The sequence below is a fragment of the Archangium lansingense genome (genome assembly GCF_026626635.1).
Lineage (GTDB): Bacteria > Myxococcota > Myxococcia > Myxococcales > Myxococcaceae > Archangium > Archangium lansingense.
Window position 1 is genome coordinate 6,443,260 of the sequence record NZ_JAPNKA010000001.1, and the last position, 17,071, is coordinate 6,460,330.

General features: G+C 68.9%; 13 protein-coding genes. 6 read left to right on the top strand and 7 right to left on the bottom strand.

Annotation, left to right across the window (positions count from 1 at the left end):
• Positions 1–108: 108 nt before the first annotated feature.
• Entirely contained in the window at positions 109–909 is an 801-nt protein-coding gene (locus OV287_RS26175; protein WP_267536765.1) for a trypsin-like serine peptidase, read from the bottom strand.
• Between the two features lie 383 nt (positions 910–1,292).
• Here OV287_RS26175 and OV287_RS26180 point away from each other — a divergent pair, with 383 nt between their 5' ends.
• Positions 1,293–2,174 (top strand): SDR family NAD(P)-dependent oxidoreductase, encoded by an 882-nt coding sequence (locus OV287_RS26180; RefSeq protein ID WP_267536766.1) that lies wholly within the window; start codon positions 1,293–1,295, stop codon positions 2,172–2,174.
• A 150-nt stretch (positions 2,175–2,324) separates the two neighbouring features.
• Positions 2,325–3,746: an IS4 family transposase gene (locus tag OV287_RS26185; protein ID WP_267536767.1), complete on the top strand. Its 1,422-nt coding sequence runs from the start codon at positions 2,325–2,327 to the stop codon at positions 3,744–3,746.
• A gap of 71 nt (positions 3,747–3,817) precedes the next feature.
• On the opposite strand, the gene OV287_RS26190 is transcribed toward OV287_RS26185, so the two are convergent.
• The 6 genes from OV287_RS26190 to truD all read right to left on the bottom strand — a co-directional run bounded on the left by OV287_RS26190 (position 3,818) and on the right by truD (position 11,142).
• Positions 3,818–5,305, bottom strand: a complete 1,488-nt coding sequence (locus OV287_RS26190) for an FAD-dependent oxidoreductase (RefSeq protein WP_267536768.1) — start codon at positions 5,303–5,305, stop codon at positions 3,818–3,820.
• Positions 5,302–6,660, bottom strand: a complete 1,359-nt coding sequence (locus OV287_RS26195; protein ID WP_267536769.1) for a 2Fe-2S iron-sulfur cluster-binding protein — start codon at positions 6,658–6,660, stop codon at positions 5,302–5,304. The genes OV287_RS26190 and OV287_RS26195 overlap by 4 nt, the downstream gene beginning before the upstream one ends.
• A 296-nt stretch (positions 6,661–6,956) precedes the next feature.
• Positions 6,957–8,402, bottom strand: coding sequence for a DUF8173 domain-containing protein (locus OV287_RS26200; protein WP_267536770.1), 1,446 nt, complete (start codon positions 8,400–8,402; stop codon positions 6,957–6,959).
• A gap of 8 nt (positions 8,403–8,410) precedes the next feature.
• Positions 8,411–8,920: a hypothetical protein gene (locus OV287_RS26205; RefSeq protein WP_267536771.1), complete on the bottom strand. Its 510-nt coding sequence runs from the start codon at positions 8,918–8,920 to the stop codon at positions 8,411–8,413.
• The gene (locus OV287_RS26210; RefSeq protein WP_267542419.1) at positions 8,917–9,483 is read right to left on the bottom strand and encodes an RNA polymerase sigma factor; all 567 of its coding nucleotides are present in this window, start codon (positions 9,481–9,483) and stop codon (positions 8,917–8,919) included. Before OV287_RS26210 ends, OV287_RS26205 begins: the two co-directional genes overlap by 4 nt.
• Positions 9,484–9,606: 123 nt before the next feature.
• Positions 9,607–11,142, bottom strand: coding sequence for a tRNA pseudouridine(13) synthase TruD (truD, locus tag OV287_RS26215; RefSeq protein ID WP_267536772.1), 1,536 nt, complete (start codon positions 11,140–11,142; stop codon positions 9,607–9,609).
• Positions 11,143–11,238: 96 nt separating this feature from the next.
• Between truD and OV287_RS26220 the strand changes: the two genes are divergently transcribed.
• The 4 genes from OV287_RS26220 to OV287_RS26235 all read left to right on the top strand — a co-directional run bounded on the left by OV287_RS26220 (position 11,239) and on the right by OV287_RS26235 (position 16,985).
• Complete coding sequence (locus OV287_RS26220) at positions 11,239–12,198, top strand: hypothetical protein (RefSeq protein ID WP_267536773.1); 960 nt, start codon at positions 11,239–11,241, stop codon at positions 12,196–12,198.
• Positions 12,199–12,300: 102 nt separating this feature from the next.
• Complete coding sequence (locus tag OV287_RS26225) at positions 12,301–13,977, top strand: adenylate/guanylate cyclase domain-containing protein (RefSeq protein ID WP_267536774.1); 1,677 nt, start codon at positions 12,301–12,303, stop codon at positions 13,975–13,977.
• Positions 13,974–15,926, top strand: coding sequence for a serine/threonine-protein kinase (locus tag OV287_RS26230; protein ID WP_267536775.1), 1,953 nt, complete (start codon positions 13,974–13,976; stop codon positions 15,924–15,926). The genes OV287_RS26225 and OV287_RS26230 overlap by 4 nt, the downstream gene beginning before the upstream one ends.
• A gap of 159 nt (positions 15,927–16,085) precedes the next feature.
• On the top strand, positions 16,086–16,985 hold the full coding sequence (locus tag OV287_RS26235) for a hypothetical protein (RefSeq protein WP_267536776.1): 900 nt from the start codon (positions 16,086–16,088) through the stop codon (positions 16,983–16,985).
• Positions 16,986–17,071: the final 86 nt, after the last annotated feature.

Here is a 17,071-nt window from a genome sequence, read left to right on the forward strand (position 1 = left end):
GAGGCTTACGGGCGGGCGCCCGAGATGCCCAAAATGAAACGGCGGCCCCGCGAGGAGCCGCCGTCTTCTCCCTCGCCTCACTTGGAGGTGCGGGGGGATGGCCTGGGATTACAGGCCGATGGTCGCCAGGCGCGCCTTGATGGCCGAGGCCTCGACGCCCGTGTTGAAGGAGCTGCTGCTGTAGTTGGAGCCGACGCCCACGTGGTGCAGGCCGATCACCTGGTGCGCGTAGGTGGTGCCCGCGGCGCCGAACACCGGCGAGCCCGACGAGCCGCCCAGCGTGTCCGCGTTGTAGGACAGCTCGTTGCTGCTGTAGTTGGTGTTGAGCACCGAGCCCGGCGAGTACTTCTTGTTCGGCACGCAGCTCGGGGTGGCGACGTAGTCGCAGTTCTGGTGGACGATGTACATCGCCGAGCTGTTGGTGGCGTTGCCGCTGGCCACCGTGAGCTTCCCGTACACCTGGCCGGGCAGGTAGCCATTGAGTGCCTTGCACTGGATGACCGTCAGGTCCTCGGCCGTCCAGGTGCGCACGAACGTGGAGCAGTCGTACCAGATGCGGCTGGCGGAGGCGACGCCGTCCTCGTAGTTGAAGGACACCCTGGCGCCCACCGCCTCCGAGCTGCTGCCGATGCAGTGGTTGTTGGTGATGACCTTGTCATCGGCGATGAGCCACGCGGTGCAGCGGCTGCCCACGGCCGGAATCGACAGGTAGCCCACCGCCTTGGAGCGGGCCCGCTCGGTGCTGGTGGAGCTCAGCGAGGTGGCGGCGGTCCAGTTCACCGAGCCGACGATCACAGGGGACTCCACCGAGTCCGTGGTCTCCGCGTTCGGAACGTCCTCGGGCAGCTCGGCCACACCACAACCCGTCAGACCTACCACCAGGAATGCACGGACAAGCTTCAGGCTCATATGGGGGTTCTCTCCGTCGCGCGGGGAAGTGCGCGCGGCGGACGCTATGGCATGTGTCGTGCCAGCCCCGTAGGTGGCCGTTTTTCCTCGGGCCGAGTCCTTCCTGCTCTGGTCAGAGTGGAGCGTGTTTGCTCCTGCTTCTGGGTTGCAGATGTAAATGGATTGCACAAATCCGGACGAAAGCTGAGTCGGTTCCGGAGCTTATGGATTGCACGCGTCTGTCCAGAAACAGGACATTGGGTTTTCTGGGATTCGTAGCGAAAACGGACAATTCGCTCGGGCTGGGCCGGAGCAGGGTGGCCTGGAGGGCGCTCGGCCCGGCACGCCCTGTGGGCGGTGCTCCGGGTGCCTAGCTACCCTTTTGGGCGAGGCAAGGAGGAACCATGCGTCCACCCATCGACTCAGGCACGGTCCTGATCACCGGGGCCTCCTCGGGGATTGGACGGGAGCTCGCCCGCCAGCTCGCCCGGAGGGCACGGACGCTGGTGCTGGTGGCTCGCCGGGAGGAGCGCCTGGAGGCCTTGCGCGATGAGCTGCACGCTCGCAACCCCACCCTGGGCATCCTGGTGGAGCGGTGCGACCTGGTCCACCCGGACGAAGTGGACTCGCTGCTGGACTCGCTCTACCGGCACCTTGTCCGCGTGGACGTGCTGGTGAACAACGCCGGCTTGGGGGACTACAGCCTCTACGAGCAGGAGAGCTGGTCGCGCATCCACCAGATGTTGCAGGTGAACGTGACGGCGCCCTTGCTGCTGACGCATCGGCTGCTGCGGCTCATGGTGGAGCGCAAGCGCGGCGGCATCCTCAACATCAGCTGCGGGGGAGCCCGGGCCTTCGTCCCAGGGCTGGCCGTCTATTCCGCCACCAAGCACTTCCTCGATGGCTTCACGGAATCGCTGCGGCTGGAGTTGAGGGGCACGGGGGTGGTGGTGACGCAGGTGGCGCCTGGGCCCGTGGACACCGAGTTCAGCGAGGTGGCGGGTACGGGGGAGCGTGCCGGTAGGGTTCCGGCGTGGATGCGCATCTCTCCGGCACAGTGCGCCCGCGAGGCCATCGAGGGCTTCGATCGCGCCCAGCCCCTCGTGTACCCGGGCTTCGCCTACCGGTGGATGATGCGGCTGTCTTCGCTCATGCCTCGGGGCATGCACAGGGCCGCGGGTCTTCCGGGCGCCCGGAAGCTCCGGTACGGCACTTCGCTGCTGGCGCCTGCTCACCCTGACACCGGTCGGCGCGTGTTGCTTGCCGGGGAACCCGAGGGGGCGTGACACGGGGGAGAACCCGAGGGACAGATACCCTCACCCCGTCCCTCTCCCAGTGGGCTGAAGAATGCACACGCAGAGGGAGAGAGGGAGCAAGGGGTGAGCAAGCTGGATGGAGCATGACGTGAGCGGTAGGGCCGGATAGAGAGGCAGCCCATGGAAGCTGCCCCTTTGTATCTGACGTACGAGGTTCTCTATCCAGCAGGGAGTTTCGGTCCGCTTGAGGAGGTGTGGCTGAGGGAGAGGTTGCTGCACACCCTTCACCTGATGGAGGGGCAGCCCGGCGTCACCATCAACCGATTGGGCACCAGCCGGGCGGAGCGAATGGGGGCCTACCGCATGCTGGAGAACGAAGACGTCAGCTTCCAGCAGCTGCTGGAGCCAGCGGCCCGGACAGTGGGCAAGGCGGTGGCGAAAGGGCAGGCGGGAGAGGTGGCCTTGTGTGTACACGACCGGACCGAGGTGGAGCTCAGCCATCTGTCCATGAGCGGGGTGGGCCAGGTGGGCAATCCCGTGTGTCAGGGCTTCTTTCTGCAGACGGCGTTGGTGGTGCAGGCCGACGGCGCCGCTTTTGGAGTGCTGGGAGCGCGCACCTGGGCGCGCCCGGCCGCGCAAAGGGGAAAGGCCAAGAGCAGGAAGCAGCGGCCCTTCGAGCAGAAGGAAAGCGGCTTGTGGTGGCAGGCCATGGTGGAGGCCGAAGAGGGAGTGGACGAGCCAGGGCGACTGCTGCACGTCATCGACGCCGAAGGAGACATTTTCGAGTTGTTCTCCCGCTCGGCTAGCGCGTCGTATCAACTGCTGGTGCGCGCCGGCCAGGACAGGCGCGTGGAGGGAGAAGGGGGGAGGCTGTGGGCCACCATGGAGGGGCTGCCCGTGGTGGACAGCCGGCTGCTGCACGTGTCGGCGCAACCAGCCCGGGCGGACAAGCCGGCGCGCACGGCACGCGACGCCACGCTGGTGCTGCGCTACGTCCCTCTCACGCTGCTGCCTCCCGGGCGCCAGGGTGGGCAGCCGGTGCCGGTGTGGGGCGTGCTGGTGCGCGAAGAAGAGCCGCCACAGGGACAGAAAGCAGTGGAGTGGCTGCTGCTGAGCAACGTGCCCATTGAAAGCGTGGAGGCGGCCTGGGGCGCGGTGTCCACCTACCAGAAGAGGTGGGGGATTGAGGAGTTGCACAAGGCCCTGAAGACGGGCTGCCGCCTGGAGGGGCGCCAGCACCAGAGGCGCGAGCACCTTGAAAACCTGCTCGTCCTCACTCTGCTGGTTTCCGTCAAGATGCTGCGCCTGCGCACCCTGAGCCGCACTCTCCCGGACGAGCCCGCAGATGAAGTGTTGGAGCCCGCCGAGGTGCAGGTGCTCCAAGCCATGGCACCCCAACTCTCTCCACGCATGCGACTGCAAGGGGCGCTGACGCTTCGTCAGGCCCTGCTGCTCATCGCCGCCCTAGGCGGTTACATGGCCAACCCGGACAAGAAACCTCCGGGCTGGCTCGTCCTCTGGCGCGGCTACGAACGGCTGGGCGACTACGTCGCCGGCTTCACCCTCGCCCAGCACCTTTCCTCCGCTCCCCCGCCTACTTAGCGTGTGCAATCCTCAGCCCAGTGGGAGAGGGGTTGTTTCCGCGGTGTTGTTTCCGCGGGTGGGGTTTCTGCTCAGCCGATGATCATGTCCTCTCGCTCCAGCTTGCCTTCCTGGAAGCGGCGCAGGTTGAAGCGGGTGAAGAGCTCGTCGGACTCGCCCGTGGTCATCCACCCCGCCATCCGCTCGGCCACCGCCGGGGCCATCATGAAGCCGTGCCCCACGAAGCCCGACATCTGCAGCAGGTTCTCCAGGCCCGGCGTACGGCCCAGCACCGGGTTGTTGTCCGGCGTCACGTCGTAGCACCCCGCCCACTGGCGCAGCACCTTCACGTGTCCCAGCTGCGGCATCTGCTCCAGCAGCGCCTGCGAGAAGCGCGACACGAAGCGCAGCGTCGAGCCCATGTTCAGCCCCGCTGGCTCCTTCGGATCGCCCATGCCACCGACGATCTCCCCGCGCATCGACTGGCTGAAGTACAGCCCCGAGTCCAGCACCGACACCAGCGGGCTCACGAAGGGCTTGAGCGGCTCGGTGCTGAGGATCTCGTGCCGGTGCGGCTCGTTGGGCAGCTGCACGCCCACCAGCTTCGCGATCTCCGGGCTCCACGCCCCCGAGGCCAGCACCACCGTGTCGCAGGCGATGTCGCCGCGATCCGTCTTCACCTTGCGCACCAGGCCGTCCGATGCCTCGAAGCCGATGACGTTGGTGAACGTCTCGACCTTGATGCCCGCCTTGCGGCAGCCGTTCGCGTAGCCCCAGAGGAAGGGCCACGGGAAGATGACGCCGTCCTCCGGGTTGAACGAGGCCGCCTGCGCACCCGCGAGCGACAAGCCCGGGACGATCTCCCGCGCCTCGTCCACCGTCAGCAGCCGTGTGGGCACGCCGTGCTTGTTGTGCAGCGCCACGTTGCGCTCCAGGCGCTCCGCCACGGCCTTCGTCTTGGCCATGAAGAGGTAGCCACCCTGGCGCAGCCACACGTTGATGCCCAGGTCGCGCGCGAACCGGCCCATCAGCTCGATGGAGCGCTTGGCCAGCTCGATGTTGGCTGACGTGCCCCACTGCATGCGCACGCCACCGCCGTTGCGTCCGGACGCGCCCGCGCACAGGTAGCCGCGCTCGAGCACCACCACGTCCGTCTCGCCGCGCAGCGACAGGTTGTACGCCAGCGCCAGGCCCATGATGCCGCCGCCGATGATGACCACCTTCGCCTTCGCCGGCACCGGGCCCTCGGGCCGCAGCGACGGCGGGAAGACGGCCAGCTCCTCGGGTACGCCGCCCACGGGAGGCTGGGACTCGTCCACCGGCACCGAGGCCAACACCGACAGCTCCGTCGGGTAGAGCGGCGGCCGGGGCGTGAAGGGCAGCAGGCCCGCAGGCTTCTGCGCCTTCTCCTTGCACAGCAGCGCCGCCACCGCCGACAGGCAGCCCTTGCCCTGGCAGATGCCCGTGCCGAAGCCCGTGAAGCGCTTCACCGACTCCACGTCGGTGAAGCCCTTCGACACCGCGTGCCGGATGTCATCGGACGTCACGTCCTCGCACGAGCAGATGAGCGTCCGACTCATGACTGGCCTCCCGTGAGCGAACCAGCGAGTGTCTCGGCCGCGCGCCTGCCGTCCGCCGCCGCCTCCGCCGCGCTCCTTCCGCCGGTCACGTCGCCGGCCACATACAGGTCCTTCGCCGCGGTGCGCCCGTCCGCATCCGCCACCACCGCGAACACCTCGCGCGCCTCGTCGAACTCCACCTTCGCGCCGCCCTGGCGCGCCAGCTCGAAGCTCGGGCTCGTCGCCGCCGCGACCAGCACCGCGTCGCAGTCCACCTTCACCCGGCGGCCGGACGCGTCCGTGTAGCTGAAGCCACTCACCTCGTTCCGGCCGTGGGCCTTGGGCTCGCTGCCCTGGGTGGCTCCAGCCGGCGCCTCCGAGGGCACCGGGCCCTTCAGGTCCACCACCGCCGCTACCTTCGTGCCGTGCTCCTTCATCAGCCGCGCCAGCGCATACAGCTCGGGGCCCCAGCCCACCAGCGCCGCCACCTCGGGCGCCACGCCGTAACGGCGCATCAGCAGGCTCGCCGCTCGGCCCGCGTACACGCCCGGCAGATCATTGTTCTCGAAGGGCAGCAGCGGCGGGTGGCCGCCCGGCGTCAGCAGGAAGCGCTCGGCGTACACCTTGAGGAGCCGCAGTCCCTCCGGCCCGTTCTCCACCACCGCCAGGAAGCGGCCGGCCTCGTCGTCATACAGGCCGATGACCGTGGCCCGCATGCGCACGCTGCCCGAGGGCAGGGCCCCCGCGTCCAGCGGCTTCGGCGCATCCGCCTCCGGCGCGCCCGCCACGAGACGGCCACCCAGGACGCTCTCGCGCTCGAAGAGGAGGAAGGACACGCCCTTGCCGGCCAGCACCTGCGCCGCCGCCAGGCCCGCCGCGCCACCGCCCACCAGCGCCACGCGCGTGCGCAGCGTCTGCACGGGCATGCGCTCCGGAGCAGGGGAGGCCGGCAGCAGTCCGAGGCCCGCGAGCTGTCGCGCCACCTTGGCCATGACCTGCTCGGCCACCGGCACGCCGGCGAACATCTCGTGGTGATCCAACCCCTTGGGGAAGAACCAGTCGATCGCCTCGAAGACGTCCACCTTCGCGGAAGGGTAGGCGTTCTGCCGCTCCAGCTTCATGCCCTGGCGGGCCGGAGTGCGGCACGTGTAGACGTTGGGCACGCCGTCCACGCGCATGAGGCAGTGCGAGCACGCGCCGGAGAAGCAGTAGGGACCACGGGCGCGGTGGTACTTGATGGAGCGGGCGAGCACGGGCTCACCAGCGGTGATGAGCGAGCACGCGATGGGCTCGCCCTCGACCGCGGGAACCGTTTCGCCCTCGAGGTCCACGGTGATGGACTTGCCGCGCGCGGCGGCATCTGGGAGGCGACGCATAGGGTGCGCGGACAATGTCCCAGCCGGCCCGGGCGGTCAAAGGCCACCCGGCCCTCCCGCTCGCTCCCCTGACAGCGGATATGACAGCCCGGGTGATGGGGGACGGTACCCCGGCTTCTCTCCAGGCTGGCGCGGTGCGTCAGTCCCGTCTGGCGCGCTGCGCGAGCAGGAGCGCGTCACAATGTTGGAGTTGTAACTGTCTTGCCCTCGAAACACTCCGGGGGACGACCCGAAGCGCCCCCGCGCCCCGTGCCGCCCCCCGAAGGGTGCTACCCGTCTTCAGTCCCGCCCGCCGCTCAGGCCGGGATGTGGTCGGAGATGATGGGCTCCGGCATGCCCCGCGGGCGGCGTCCGAGCTGGGTGCGGATGACCGCGCCGAAGCCCACCAGCGCTGCCGCCACCACCACCAGCGGTCCCAGCACCGGAATCTGTCCCACCACCAGCAGGACCAGCAGCCCCAGCGCCATCACCATCGCCTGCGTCTTCCGGCCGCGCATCACCGGCAGCCGCATGCCGATGGTGCTCGCCACCGCCGTGAAGCCCACCGCCATCGCCAGGGGCGGAATCAGCCACAGCGCCATCGCCACGGGGATGCCGATGATTGTCACCGCCAGCACGATCGACACGATGAACAAGGGGAGCGACGCGGGAATCAATGCCAGTGCCCCCGCCAGACCCACCACTCCGCCCTTGAGCGGCCTGGCCTGGATGTCCGCCGTCAGTGCCTTCATCCGCTCCGGGAAGAGCATCTGTCCCAGGAAGCCCAGCCCGAACAGCACCGCGAACTGGATGAGGAAGGTGGCGAAACCGTTCTCGTCGTCGTCGTCCTGCTCCTCGTGCTCGTCGTGGCCCGCGTGCTTGCGTTTCGTCTTCTTCAGGTTCTCCTTCAGCTCGCCGGACACCAGCTTGCCGATCTTCGCGCCGCCGAAGGACTCGGTGCTGCCCTCCACGTGCGCCCCTTCCTGCTTGATGACGGCGCCGCCGAAGGACGACACGTCACCCTGCACCGTGGCGCCCGGGCCGAGCACCACGTTGCCGCCGAAGGCGTGGGCGTCTCCCTCCACGTGGCCGGTGATCTCCAGGTTGCCGCCAAAGACGACCGCGTCATCCTCCACGTGCCCCTTCACCGTCAGGTTTCCGCCGTAGACGACGGCGCTGTCCACCGACTCGCCTTCCTTCACCTCCAGCGAGCGGCCACGGGCCACCACGTCCCGCGAGCCGTTGCTGGAGCTCCGCGCCTGCTGCATCTTCTCGCGCATGCGCTCCTTGATCTCGTCCTCGTCCACGGCGCTCTCGGCGATCTCATCCGCCTCGCTCTGAGGCACCGGTGGCGTGGGCGGTGGAGGAGCCACGGCCGGCACGGGAGGAGTCGGCGGCACGGGGGCCACGGGGGCCGCCGCCGCGCTTCCCTGGGCCGTTCCCGCAGCCGCGGAGCGCACGGTGAAGATACCGTCCTGCTCCTCGATCTGCAGCGAGTGGGCGCGGGCCACGGTGCGCAGGGCCTGCCGGGCGCTGACGTTGTTCAGGTAGACCTCGGCGGGAGCGTCCAGCGAGCCGATGACCACCACGTTGAGTCCGCCTTCCTCGGCGATCTCCTGGAGCGCATCCTTCAGCGTGCCGCGGAACTGGACGCTGATGGTGTCCTCGGCGTGTGCCTCAGTGTCCTGCGTCTGGGCGAGCGCGAGGGGCGAAGCGAGCAATGCGGCGGAGAGCAACAGGCTCCGGGTGTGTGGAAGTTTCATGGCGACACTCACGCTTCGGAAGGGGTGGGACCGTTGCGGGCCAGGCGCTTGAGGCCGAACACGGAGGAGAAGACGACGAAGGCGACCAGGACGAGCAGGGGACCGGCGGCGGTGCTCCACAGGGCGTGGACTCCACTCAGCAGCGCCTCGGTGAGTGCGGTGCCATCCACCAGCGTCCGGGCCAGCGACTTGCCGAGCCCGCTCAGGGCGGCGTCACTGGTGAGCAGCAGCCCCAGCCCCATCATCAGCGAGGCGCCCAGGATGGACAGGCCCGTCCACAGCTCGCGGCGCACCGGCGTGGGCTCGGCGGCCACCCGCGCCATCACCTTGTGCACCAGGTCCGGCGGGGGGAGCGGATCCGCCAGCCGGCACAGGTCGTGCTCCAGCAGCCGGTGCTCCTCGATGATGGCGGTGCACAGCGGGCAATGCTTGGAGTGCTCCAGGGCGGGGCCCTCGCCGGCCTCCAGCTCGTTGAAGAGCACCTCGAGGTCCGGGCATTCGATGGAGGTCGGCGTCATGTCGGATTCTCCGGGCTCATCTGCTTGCGGAGCTTCTCCCGGGCCCGGAACAGGCGCGCCATGATGGTGCCGGGCGCGCAGCCCAGGACCTGGGCGATCTCCTTCGTGGTGCGCTTCTGCACGTAGTAGAGCGCCAGCACCTCCCGGTCGTCCGCGGACAGGGTGCCGAGCGCCGTCTCCAGCGACTGGCGCTCCTGGCGGGCGATGGCGCCTTCCTCGAGCGAGGCCTCGCCGTTGGGCAGGAACTCCTTCATCGGCTCGAGCTCCTCCGTCTTCACCTTGGTGCGCCGGCGCAGCAGGTCCAGGCACAGGTTGCGGGTGATGGCCATCACCCAGAGATCGAAGGGGCGCGACTCGTCGTACTTGTGGAGGTTCTGGTAGGCGCGGAGGAAGGCTTCCTGGGAGATCTCGGAGGCCTCGGCCTCGTTGCCGAGCAGGCGCAGCGCCAGGCCGTACACCGGGCGCTGCACGCTGCGGACGAGCGACTCGAAAGCCGAGGGGTCTCCGCGCCGGGCGGCGACCACATCCGCCTTCCAGGGGAGGGCCGCGGCGTCATCGGCCATCAGCATGCCGATGGCCTGGGCGAGGTCCGCGACGTTTGCTGCATTGAGGGCGAGAGCGTTCACGCCCTGGTCTACGGAGCATGGGAAGCCTGATTGCGCCGCCGGAAAAATCAGCGGCCCCGGTCACTTCTTCTTCCGTGATTCCGGGCGTTTGGCCGACTGCTCGCGCCGGGCCTGCTCTTTGGCGTCTTTTTTCTGACGCTGGCGCTCCAGGAAGCCGGCGGAGGGCTGGGAGGGCCGGGTGTCCACCTCCTCCCGGGTCTTGGGACGCCTGCCCGGGGTGGGAGCGGCCTCCGGGGCGGGGGTGCGCCGGGCGGCCTTCGGACCCGCCATGGGCGCTCCCTTGGCCACGGGGAGGGGGGGAGTGGGGGAGGGGGCGCGGCGGGGACCCCGGGGGGCGTAGGCCGTGTCCGCGGACTCCCGCTCGCCGTCCCGGTCCTCGACGGGGGCGCGCCAGGACTCGCGGATCTGCTGCGCGCTCTCCTCCTGGTACTCGAAGTGGAAGAGCCGCTTGATGACGAGCGTGGCGTAGGCGCCGGGGGGCAGGGTGAAGGCGATGTTGACCTTGAGGTAGCCCCGGTTCAGGTCGTCGTTCTGGACGCGGCCGATGACGAGCTTGTGGGGGATGACGACGGTGGGGCGCTCCTCGTGCTTGAAGTAGAGCATCCGCGGGGCCTCCTCGACGCGGAGGTCCGCCAGGGCCAGCTTCTCGCGGCCGAGCACCCAGTCCACGGCCTGCTTCACCTTCGGCTCCTCGATGAGGCTGTCCGGGGCGAGCAGCGGGAAGGTGGAGTCGCGCAGGGCGTTGAGCACCTCGGGGTCCGCGTCGCGGTGGAAGAGCAGGGTGCCCGCCTGGTACTTCAGGGGGAAGAGGTTCTCGCGAGGCAGCAGGAGCTGGAGGTAGCGCCGCACGCCCTCGTTCCAGAGGTAGCTCTGGTAGGTGAAGAGCAGCATGGCGCGGTAGGACGCGTCGATCTGCAGGAAGGCGCGCAGGTAGTCGCCGGGGTGGTCGCGCAGGGACTTGAGGATGCGGTGGTACTTGCGGCTGCCCTCGAAGGGCACGCGCGCGTCCCACCGGCCCCAGTTCTCCCGCCAGAAGGCCTTCACCTTGGCGTCCTCGCTCCGGTCCAGCTCCGAGGGCTGCGCCAGGTAGTTGCGCAGCGCGGCCTCGAAGTCGCCGCGGATGAGATCCTTGGCGATGAAGCCCTGGCCGTGCTTGAGCGAGCCGAAGCGCTGGCTGTCGAAGTAGTTCACCACGCCCAGCCGGTTGATCTCCGCGGCGGCCAGGTTGAGCGGACCAATCGAGTCCTCCGTCAGCATGCGCACGGTGACGGCGAAGCGGTTGGAGGTGATGTTGGCGGCCGACAGTGGCTGGTCCGTGCGCCCCAGGTACTTCAGGCGCAGATCCGGGTCCTGCATGTCCACGTCCGCCCCGTCCACCGCGATGAGCTGCTCGGTGCGGCCCTGCTTGTCCTTCAAGCCGCAGTACGAGATGGAGCCGGGCTTGAGGCCGAAGGCGTCGCGGATGCGGTCCGCCGCGTCGAAGGTGGACAGCTTCTGCTTGTCCATCAGGTAGACGCGGTGGCGTCCGCTCGGCACCTCGTCGAAGCGGTACGACTCCTTGACGGAGAAATCCTCGGGTTTCTGCTTGATTCGCACGAGGCTCCCTTAACAGCGGGAGTGCCCTGAGAGGAAGGAACGAATGGCCGGGGGCCTGACAACCGGACATCCCACGGCATAACGTGCCGCCCCGCTATGAGACTTCTGCCTCTGCTCGCCCTGCTGACCGTCACTGGCTGTGCCTCCACCCTCTCCACGATGCAGACGGCGAAGCCGCTTGCCCGGGGCCAGTTTCAGGTGTCCGGCGGGACGGGCCTCTTCACCCCGGTGGGTCAGCTCGCCACGCTGATTGACCAGGGCATCGACCAGGGCAAGGAGATCAACGAGGCCATCAAGTCGGGCCAGCCCTACCACCTGTCCGAGGACGAGGCCCAGCGGCTGCTCGGGGTGGGCATGGCTCTGGCGGTGGCGCCCCCGGGCCCAGCCAACGAGCTGATGATCCGCACCGGCCTGCTGGAGTCCAACACCCTGGACCTGGGCGTGCGCCTGAGCACCACCTCCATGCGCTTCGACGGCAAGGTGCGTCTGGCGCACGGCGGCGACCCCGACGACTCCCCCCTGCCCGACTACAAGCGCAAGTCCTACGATCTGGCGATCGGCCTGGGGTACTCCCGCCACGTCTTCAAGAGCCCCGTCCTGGACGTGCTGGAGATTGTGAAGGTCGACGAGTTCTCGCGCTGGGACCTGGAGGTCCCCGTCTACCTGAGCATGGACCTGGGCGACATCTTCAAGCTGTACGCGGCCCCCAAGTACATCTACAGCCACACCTCGCTGGACTCGAGGCTGGTGGACGTCTCCCAGTCCGGCCAGAACGTGACGGGCTTCGACGTATCCCTGCCGGCCGAGGTGTCCAGCCACTTCTACGGCGCCAGCGTGGGGTTTGCTTTGGGCTACAAGTACGTCCACCTCTATGCCGAGCTCACCGGCGGCTATACCGACTGTCGCCCGGTCGTCTTCGGCCAGCAGCGCGATCTGGGGGGGGTCACCCTGTACCCCTCGGTGGGCATCGCCATCAAAAATCCCCTCCCGTTTTGGGGCCGAGCCTCCCGGGCGGATTCTCCGGTAACCACGGAAAGCCCGATTACGGTCCCCTGAAACAGCCGGTCAGGCGGGCGACCGTGGCCGTTCCGGCGTTTCAGCGGCTCTGGTAGTGTCCCGCCGGTTGCCGTCGGTGTTCGGGCCGTCGAGGTCTCACGCGTGAGTCAAGGTTCCACCCAATCCGCAAAGTCCGTCAGCCCTCGGGGGCCGCACCTCAAGGGGCGGTTCCCGGATGGAACAACCGGGGATTTCCCGCTTGGGGATTTGACGACCCTGGGCCGCCACCCGTCCAACACCCTGAGGTTGGTGGACCGGGAGGTGTCCAAGGAGCACGCGACCATCGAGCGGATGGGGCGCGACTTCATCCTGCGCGATCTGGGCTCCTCCAACGGCACGTTCGTCAACGGGCGGCGTGTCGCGGAGCTGCGGCTGCGCGATGGGGATGAGATCAGCCTCGGTACTTCCAAGCTCGTCTTCCACTCCGGTGAGGCGGTCCCGGCGGCGCCCCCCGTTCCGGGCCCCAGCTCCGGACCGGGGCGAGCCGCTCCCCGGGTGACGGTGGTGGCGCAGTCGCACTCCATCCCCGCGTTCCTCGCGCAGATGGATCAGCAGGTGCCGCAGAACTTCCGGCCCGCCGAGCAGATCCAGGAGCTGGCCACCCTCAAGCGCGAGTACGAGAAGCTGCGCATCGCCTACGAGTTCCACCGCCAGGTGAGCCAGCAGGGCAAGCAGGCCGATCTCTTCGAGCAGATTCTGGCGGTGGCCTTCCAACTGCTGGCAGCGGATCACGGCGTCATCCTCAAGCCGGGCACGGACGGCCAGTTCACCCCGGTGGCGGTGAAGCACCGGCAGGGCAGCCAGCCGAACGTGATGGTGTCGGACACCGTGCTGCAGAAGGTGGCCGAGACGAAGAAGGGCGTGCTCACCGCGGACGCCATCATCGACGAGCGCTTCTCCTCCTCGGAGAGCATCGTGGCGCAGGGCATCCGCTCGGCCATGGCGGTGCCGCTGCTGTCCAAGGGCCAGGTCGAGGCAGTGCTGTTCCTGGACTCGCGCCAGCAGACCAACGCCTTCTCGGAGAAGGATCTGACCATCCTCTCGGGCATCGCCGCGCAGGCGGCCATCGCCCTGGAGAACGCGGCCCTGGGCGAGCAGATCCAGGCCGAGGCCATTACCCGCGCCGAGCTCAGCCGCTTCCTGTCGCGGGCGGTGGCCGAGGCGGTGATCCGCGGCGAGACGGAAGACCTGCGGCAGAGCCGGCTGGCGGAAGTGACGTGCCTGTTCGCGGACATCCGCGGCTTCACCACCCTGTCGGAGAACGAGTCTCCGCAGGAGGTGGTGTCCATGCTCAACGAGTTCTTCACCCTGATGGCGGGCGTGGTGTTCCGCCACGAGGGGAACCTGGACAAGTTCATCGGCGACTGCGTGATGGCGGTGTGGGGTCCTCCGTTGGTGCACCCGGACGATCCGGCGCGGGCGCTGCGCGCGGCGCTGGAGATGCAGGACGCGGTGGAGGTGCTCAACGGCTCGCGCATGGCGGCGGGCAAGCGGCCCATCGAGGTGGGCATCGGCGTGAACACCGGCCAGGCGGTCGTGGGCTACATGGGCAGCACCGAGCGCCATGAGTTCACCGCCATCGGCGACACGGTGAACACGGCCTCGCGCCTGTGCGGCCTGGCGAGGGGCGGCGAGGTGGTGGCCAACCAGAGCACCGTGCAGAAGGCCGGCATCGGCTTCGAGGTGGAGCCCATGCCCGTCACCCAGGTGAAGGGCAAGGAGCGGGGGGTCCAGGCGTATCGGGTCCTTGGGCTGGAGATCACCAACTCTCAGCGATGACGACCTTGAACTGCCCCAGCTGTGCACGTGCGCATGACGTGAGCGGCCTCGCGGACGGCCACGAGGTGGTATGCGCCTGCGGTGCCCGCTTCCCGGTGCGCACTGCGCCGGTCTCCCCGCTGGCGCCCGAGGTGTCCGCGCCCACGCTGGTGCGCCACTCGTTGCCCGTGGCGGGGACGGCTCTGGAGCTGCGGCCGCCCGAAGGGGAGGGCACGTTCGTGGGCGGCTCGGTGGAGCTGCCGGGCTACGAGCTGGTGCGCGTGCTGGGCCGGGGCGGGATGGGCGAGGTGTGGCTGGCGCGGCAGAAGTCGCTGCACCGCATGGTGGCGGTGAAGGTGCTGCCGCCGCGGCTGGCGAAGGATCCCGAGTTCGTCACGCGCTTCGACAAAGAGGCCACGGCGCTGGCGGCGCTCAATCACCCGAACATCGTGCAGATCATCGATCGCGGGGTGGCGGGAGATCACTACTACTTCGTGATGGAGTACGTGGAGGGGCGCTCGCTGCGCGACGTGATGCGCGAGCTGTCTCCTCCCGAGGCGCTGCGCGTAGCGCTGCAGGTGGCGCGGGCCATCGAGTCCGCGCACGACAAGGACATCATCCACCGCGACCTGAAGCCGGAGAACATCCTGCTGGATGCGCGCGGGCACGTGAAGGTGGCGGACTTCGGGCTCGCGGGCATCCGCCGGCCGGACTCGCGGCTGCAGCTCACCGCCACGGCGGTGGCCATGGGGACGCTCAACTACATGGCCCCGGAGCAGCGCCGGGACGCGAAGAACGTGGATGGGCGAGCGGACCTGTTCTCGTTCGGTGTGGTGCTCTACGAGATGCTCACCGGAGAGCTGCCGGTGGGGCGCTTCAAGCTGCCGTCCGAGCGCGTGCAGGGGTTGGACAAGCGGGTGGATGAGGTGGTGGCGCGGCTGCTGGAGAACGAGCCCGAGGCGCGCTACCAGAAGGCCGCCGAGGTGTGCCAGGCGCTGGAGGGGCTCGTGTCGAGCACCTCGCTGCCGCCGGGGGCGCTGCGGGCCGAGGAGGAGCGGAGCCCGGTGAAGCGTCGGCTCCGGTGGGGTTGGCGCAAGGTGAGCACGGTGCTCACGGTGCTGGGCGGCCTGGTGGTGATCTTCGCCGGGGCGAGGAAACTGCTGGGTCAGGCGACCCTCTACCAATCGGCCAACGGGAAGCTGGTGCTCGGCACGTGGCTTCCCCGGTGGATAGATACGGGCAAGCCGTGGCCGGCCAACACGGATGGGGATCTGTTCGTGTCCTCGGAGATGGAGGACCTGGCGGATGGGAAGGTGCGGCTGGGGGTGGACTTCGCGGCGGGTGAGGAGGAGCTGAACGCCCACGCGGGGACCTGGAAGGTGGAGAACGGACTGCTCCAGGTGATTCAGGGGGGCGATGAGGCCGGCGGCGGGCAGCTCATTCCGCGCGCGTACCTGGCCCACCGCTACTTCTCCAGCGATGACTTCTCCGCCGAGGTGCTGATGAGCGCGAGCCCCCTGGCCCGGGGCTACGCTGAGCAGCCGCCGGACACGCAGCACTACGCCGAGCTGTCCTACCGAGTGGTCGGCTTGCAGGTGTCCGTCTACGCCATTCCGGAAGCGGGCATGCGGCTGAGCTGGCGCTACACCACCCCGGAGGGAGAGGACGTGGTGGGCAACAGCTCACAGGACGTGGAGAGCCTGGTGCAGGACGAGACGCCAGTGCCCCAGACTCCCTTCCGCGTGAAGTTGCAGCTCAAGAAGCGGAAGAACGGCGTGGACGTGAGCGCGTACCTCAACGGCTCCTCCGAGCCCTTCGCGCACAAGTTCCTGCCGGGCCTGCATGGGCGCTCGGCGAAGGTGGCGATGGGATGCCGCAATCTGGTCTGCACCTTCGATGAGCTGGTGGTGCGAGGCGTCCAGACGAAGAAGTCCGCGCACAACAAGGTGGCGGAAACCGAACAGGAGTGACGGGAGGGCTCCTCCCGCAGGGTGAGGCCGCGTCCGGTGGTGCACGGGCGCACGTCCCTGGTGTGCCCTTGCGTGCACGAGGAGCCGTCTCCACCTTTGGCCGGGACGGGGCCCGTGTGTGAATGCGGGCCGCGGTGTGACTCGGGCAGAGGGGGAGCCATGGACTTGCGGTGGGCATTCGCCCCGCTGTACGCGGCGGGCCTGGGTGCACTGGTGGTCGCGGCGTTCGCCTTCGGGCGCAAGGATGCCCGGACCTTCATGCCGCAATGGCCAATGGCGTGGTTCGGGCTGCTGGCGGTGCTCTTCGCGATCGTCACGTTGCGTTACCGAGCTGGACCCTTCATGTGGCTGTCCCCAGGAGTGCTGGGCGACGGGTTGGGCTTCGCGCTGCTGGTGGTGGCGGCGGGGCTGGCGGTGGCGGGCTCGCGGGTGTGGCTGCGCGCGGATGCGCTGCGGGCCGAGGCGCCTCGGAGCATCGACGAGGGCGTGGCGGCGCTGCGCGAGGGGCGCTCTCCAGGGTGGGGCGTGTACCGGGGCCGGCTGGCGTCGAGCGATCAGGTGACGTCACCGGGCGGGGTGGTGTGCGCCTTCTACGAGGCGGAGCTGCGCGGGGTGATGCCAGACGGGAGCAAGGGACCGCTGCTGTCGGTGGAGCGGGCGTACGCGCCGGTGTTGCAGGTGAGGGGAGAGCGGGCGGAGGCGGCGGTGAGCTTCTCGCCGAAGCTGCTGCTGGCGCCGCTGCGGATCCTTCGCTGCCAGATGGGGAAGCCATTGGCGGAGACGGGCACGGGTGTGCTGGCGGAGGGCCGCGCTGTGGAGGAGTCGCTCTCGTACGAGCGGGTGGGGAAGCTCGGCGAGGAGTGCCTGGTGGTGGGGGAGCTGAGACGGGGACCGGTGCCGGGCGTGTACGAGCTGCGCGGGAAGCAGGGCGGCCCAGCGATGGTCATCCTGGGCAACGCGGGCGAGGGGACGGGCAAGGTGCTGACGCGGCGGGCGTGGACGCTGTTCTCGGTGGCCGGTGGGCTCACCGTGGCGGCGGCCTGGGTGCTCGCGGGCTGAGCCGGGGTTGCCCACAATGCGTCAGTCGCCCTGTTACCGATGGTAACAGAGGTTACGAAACCACACTGGATGCGGTGCGGCGACGT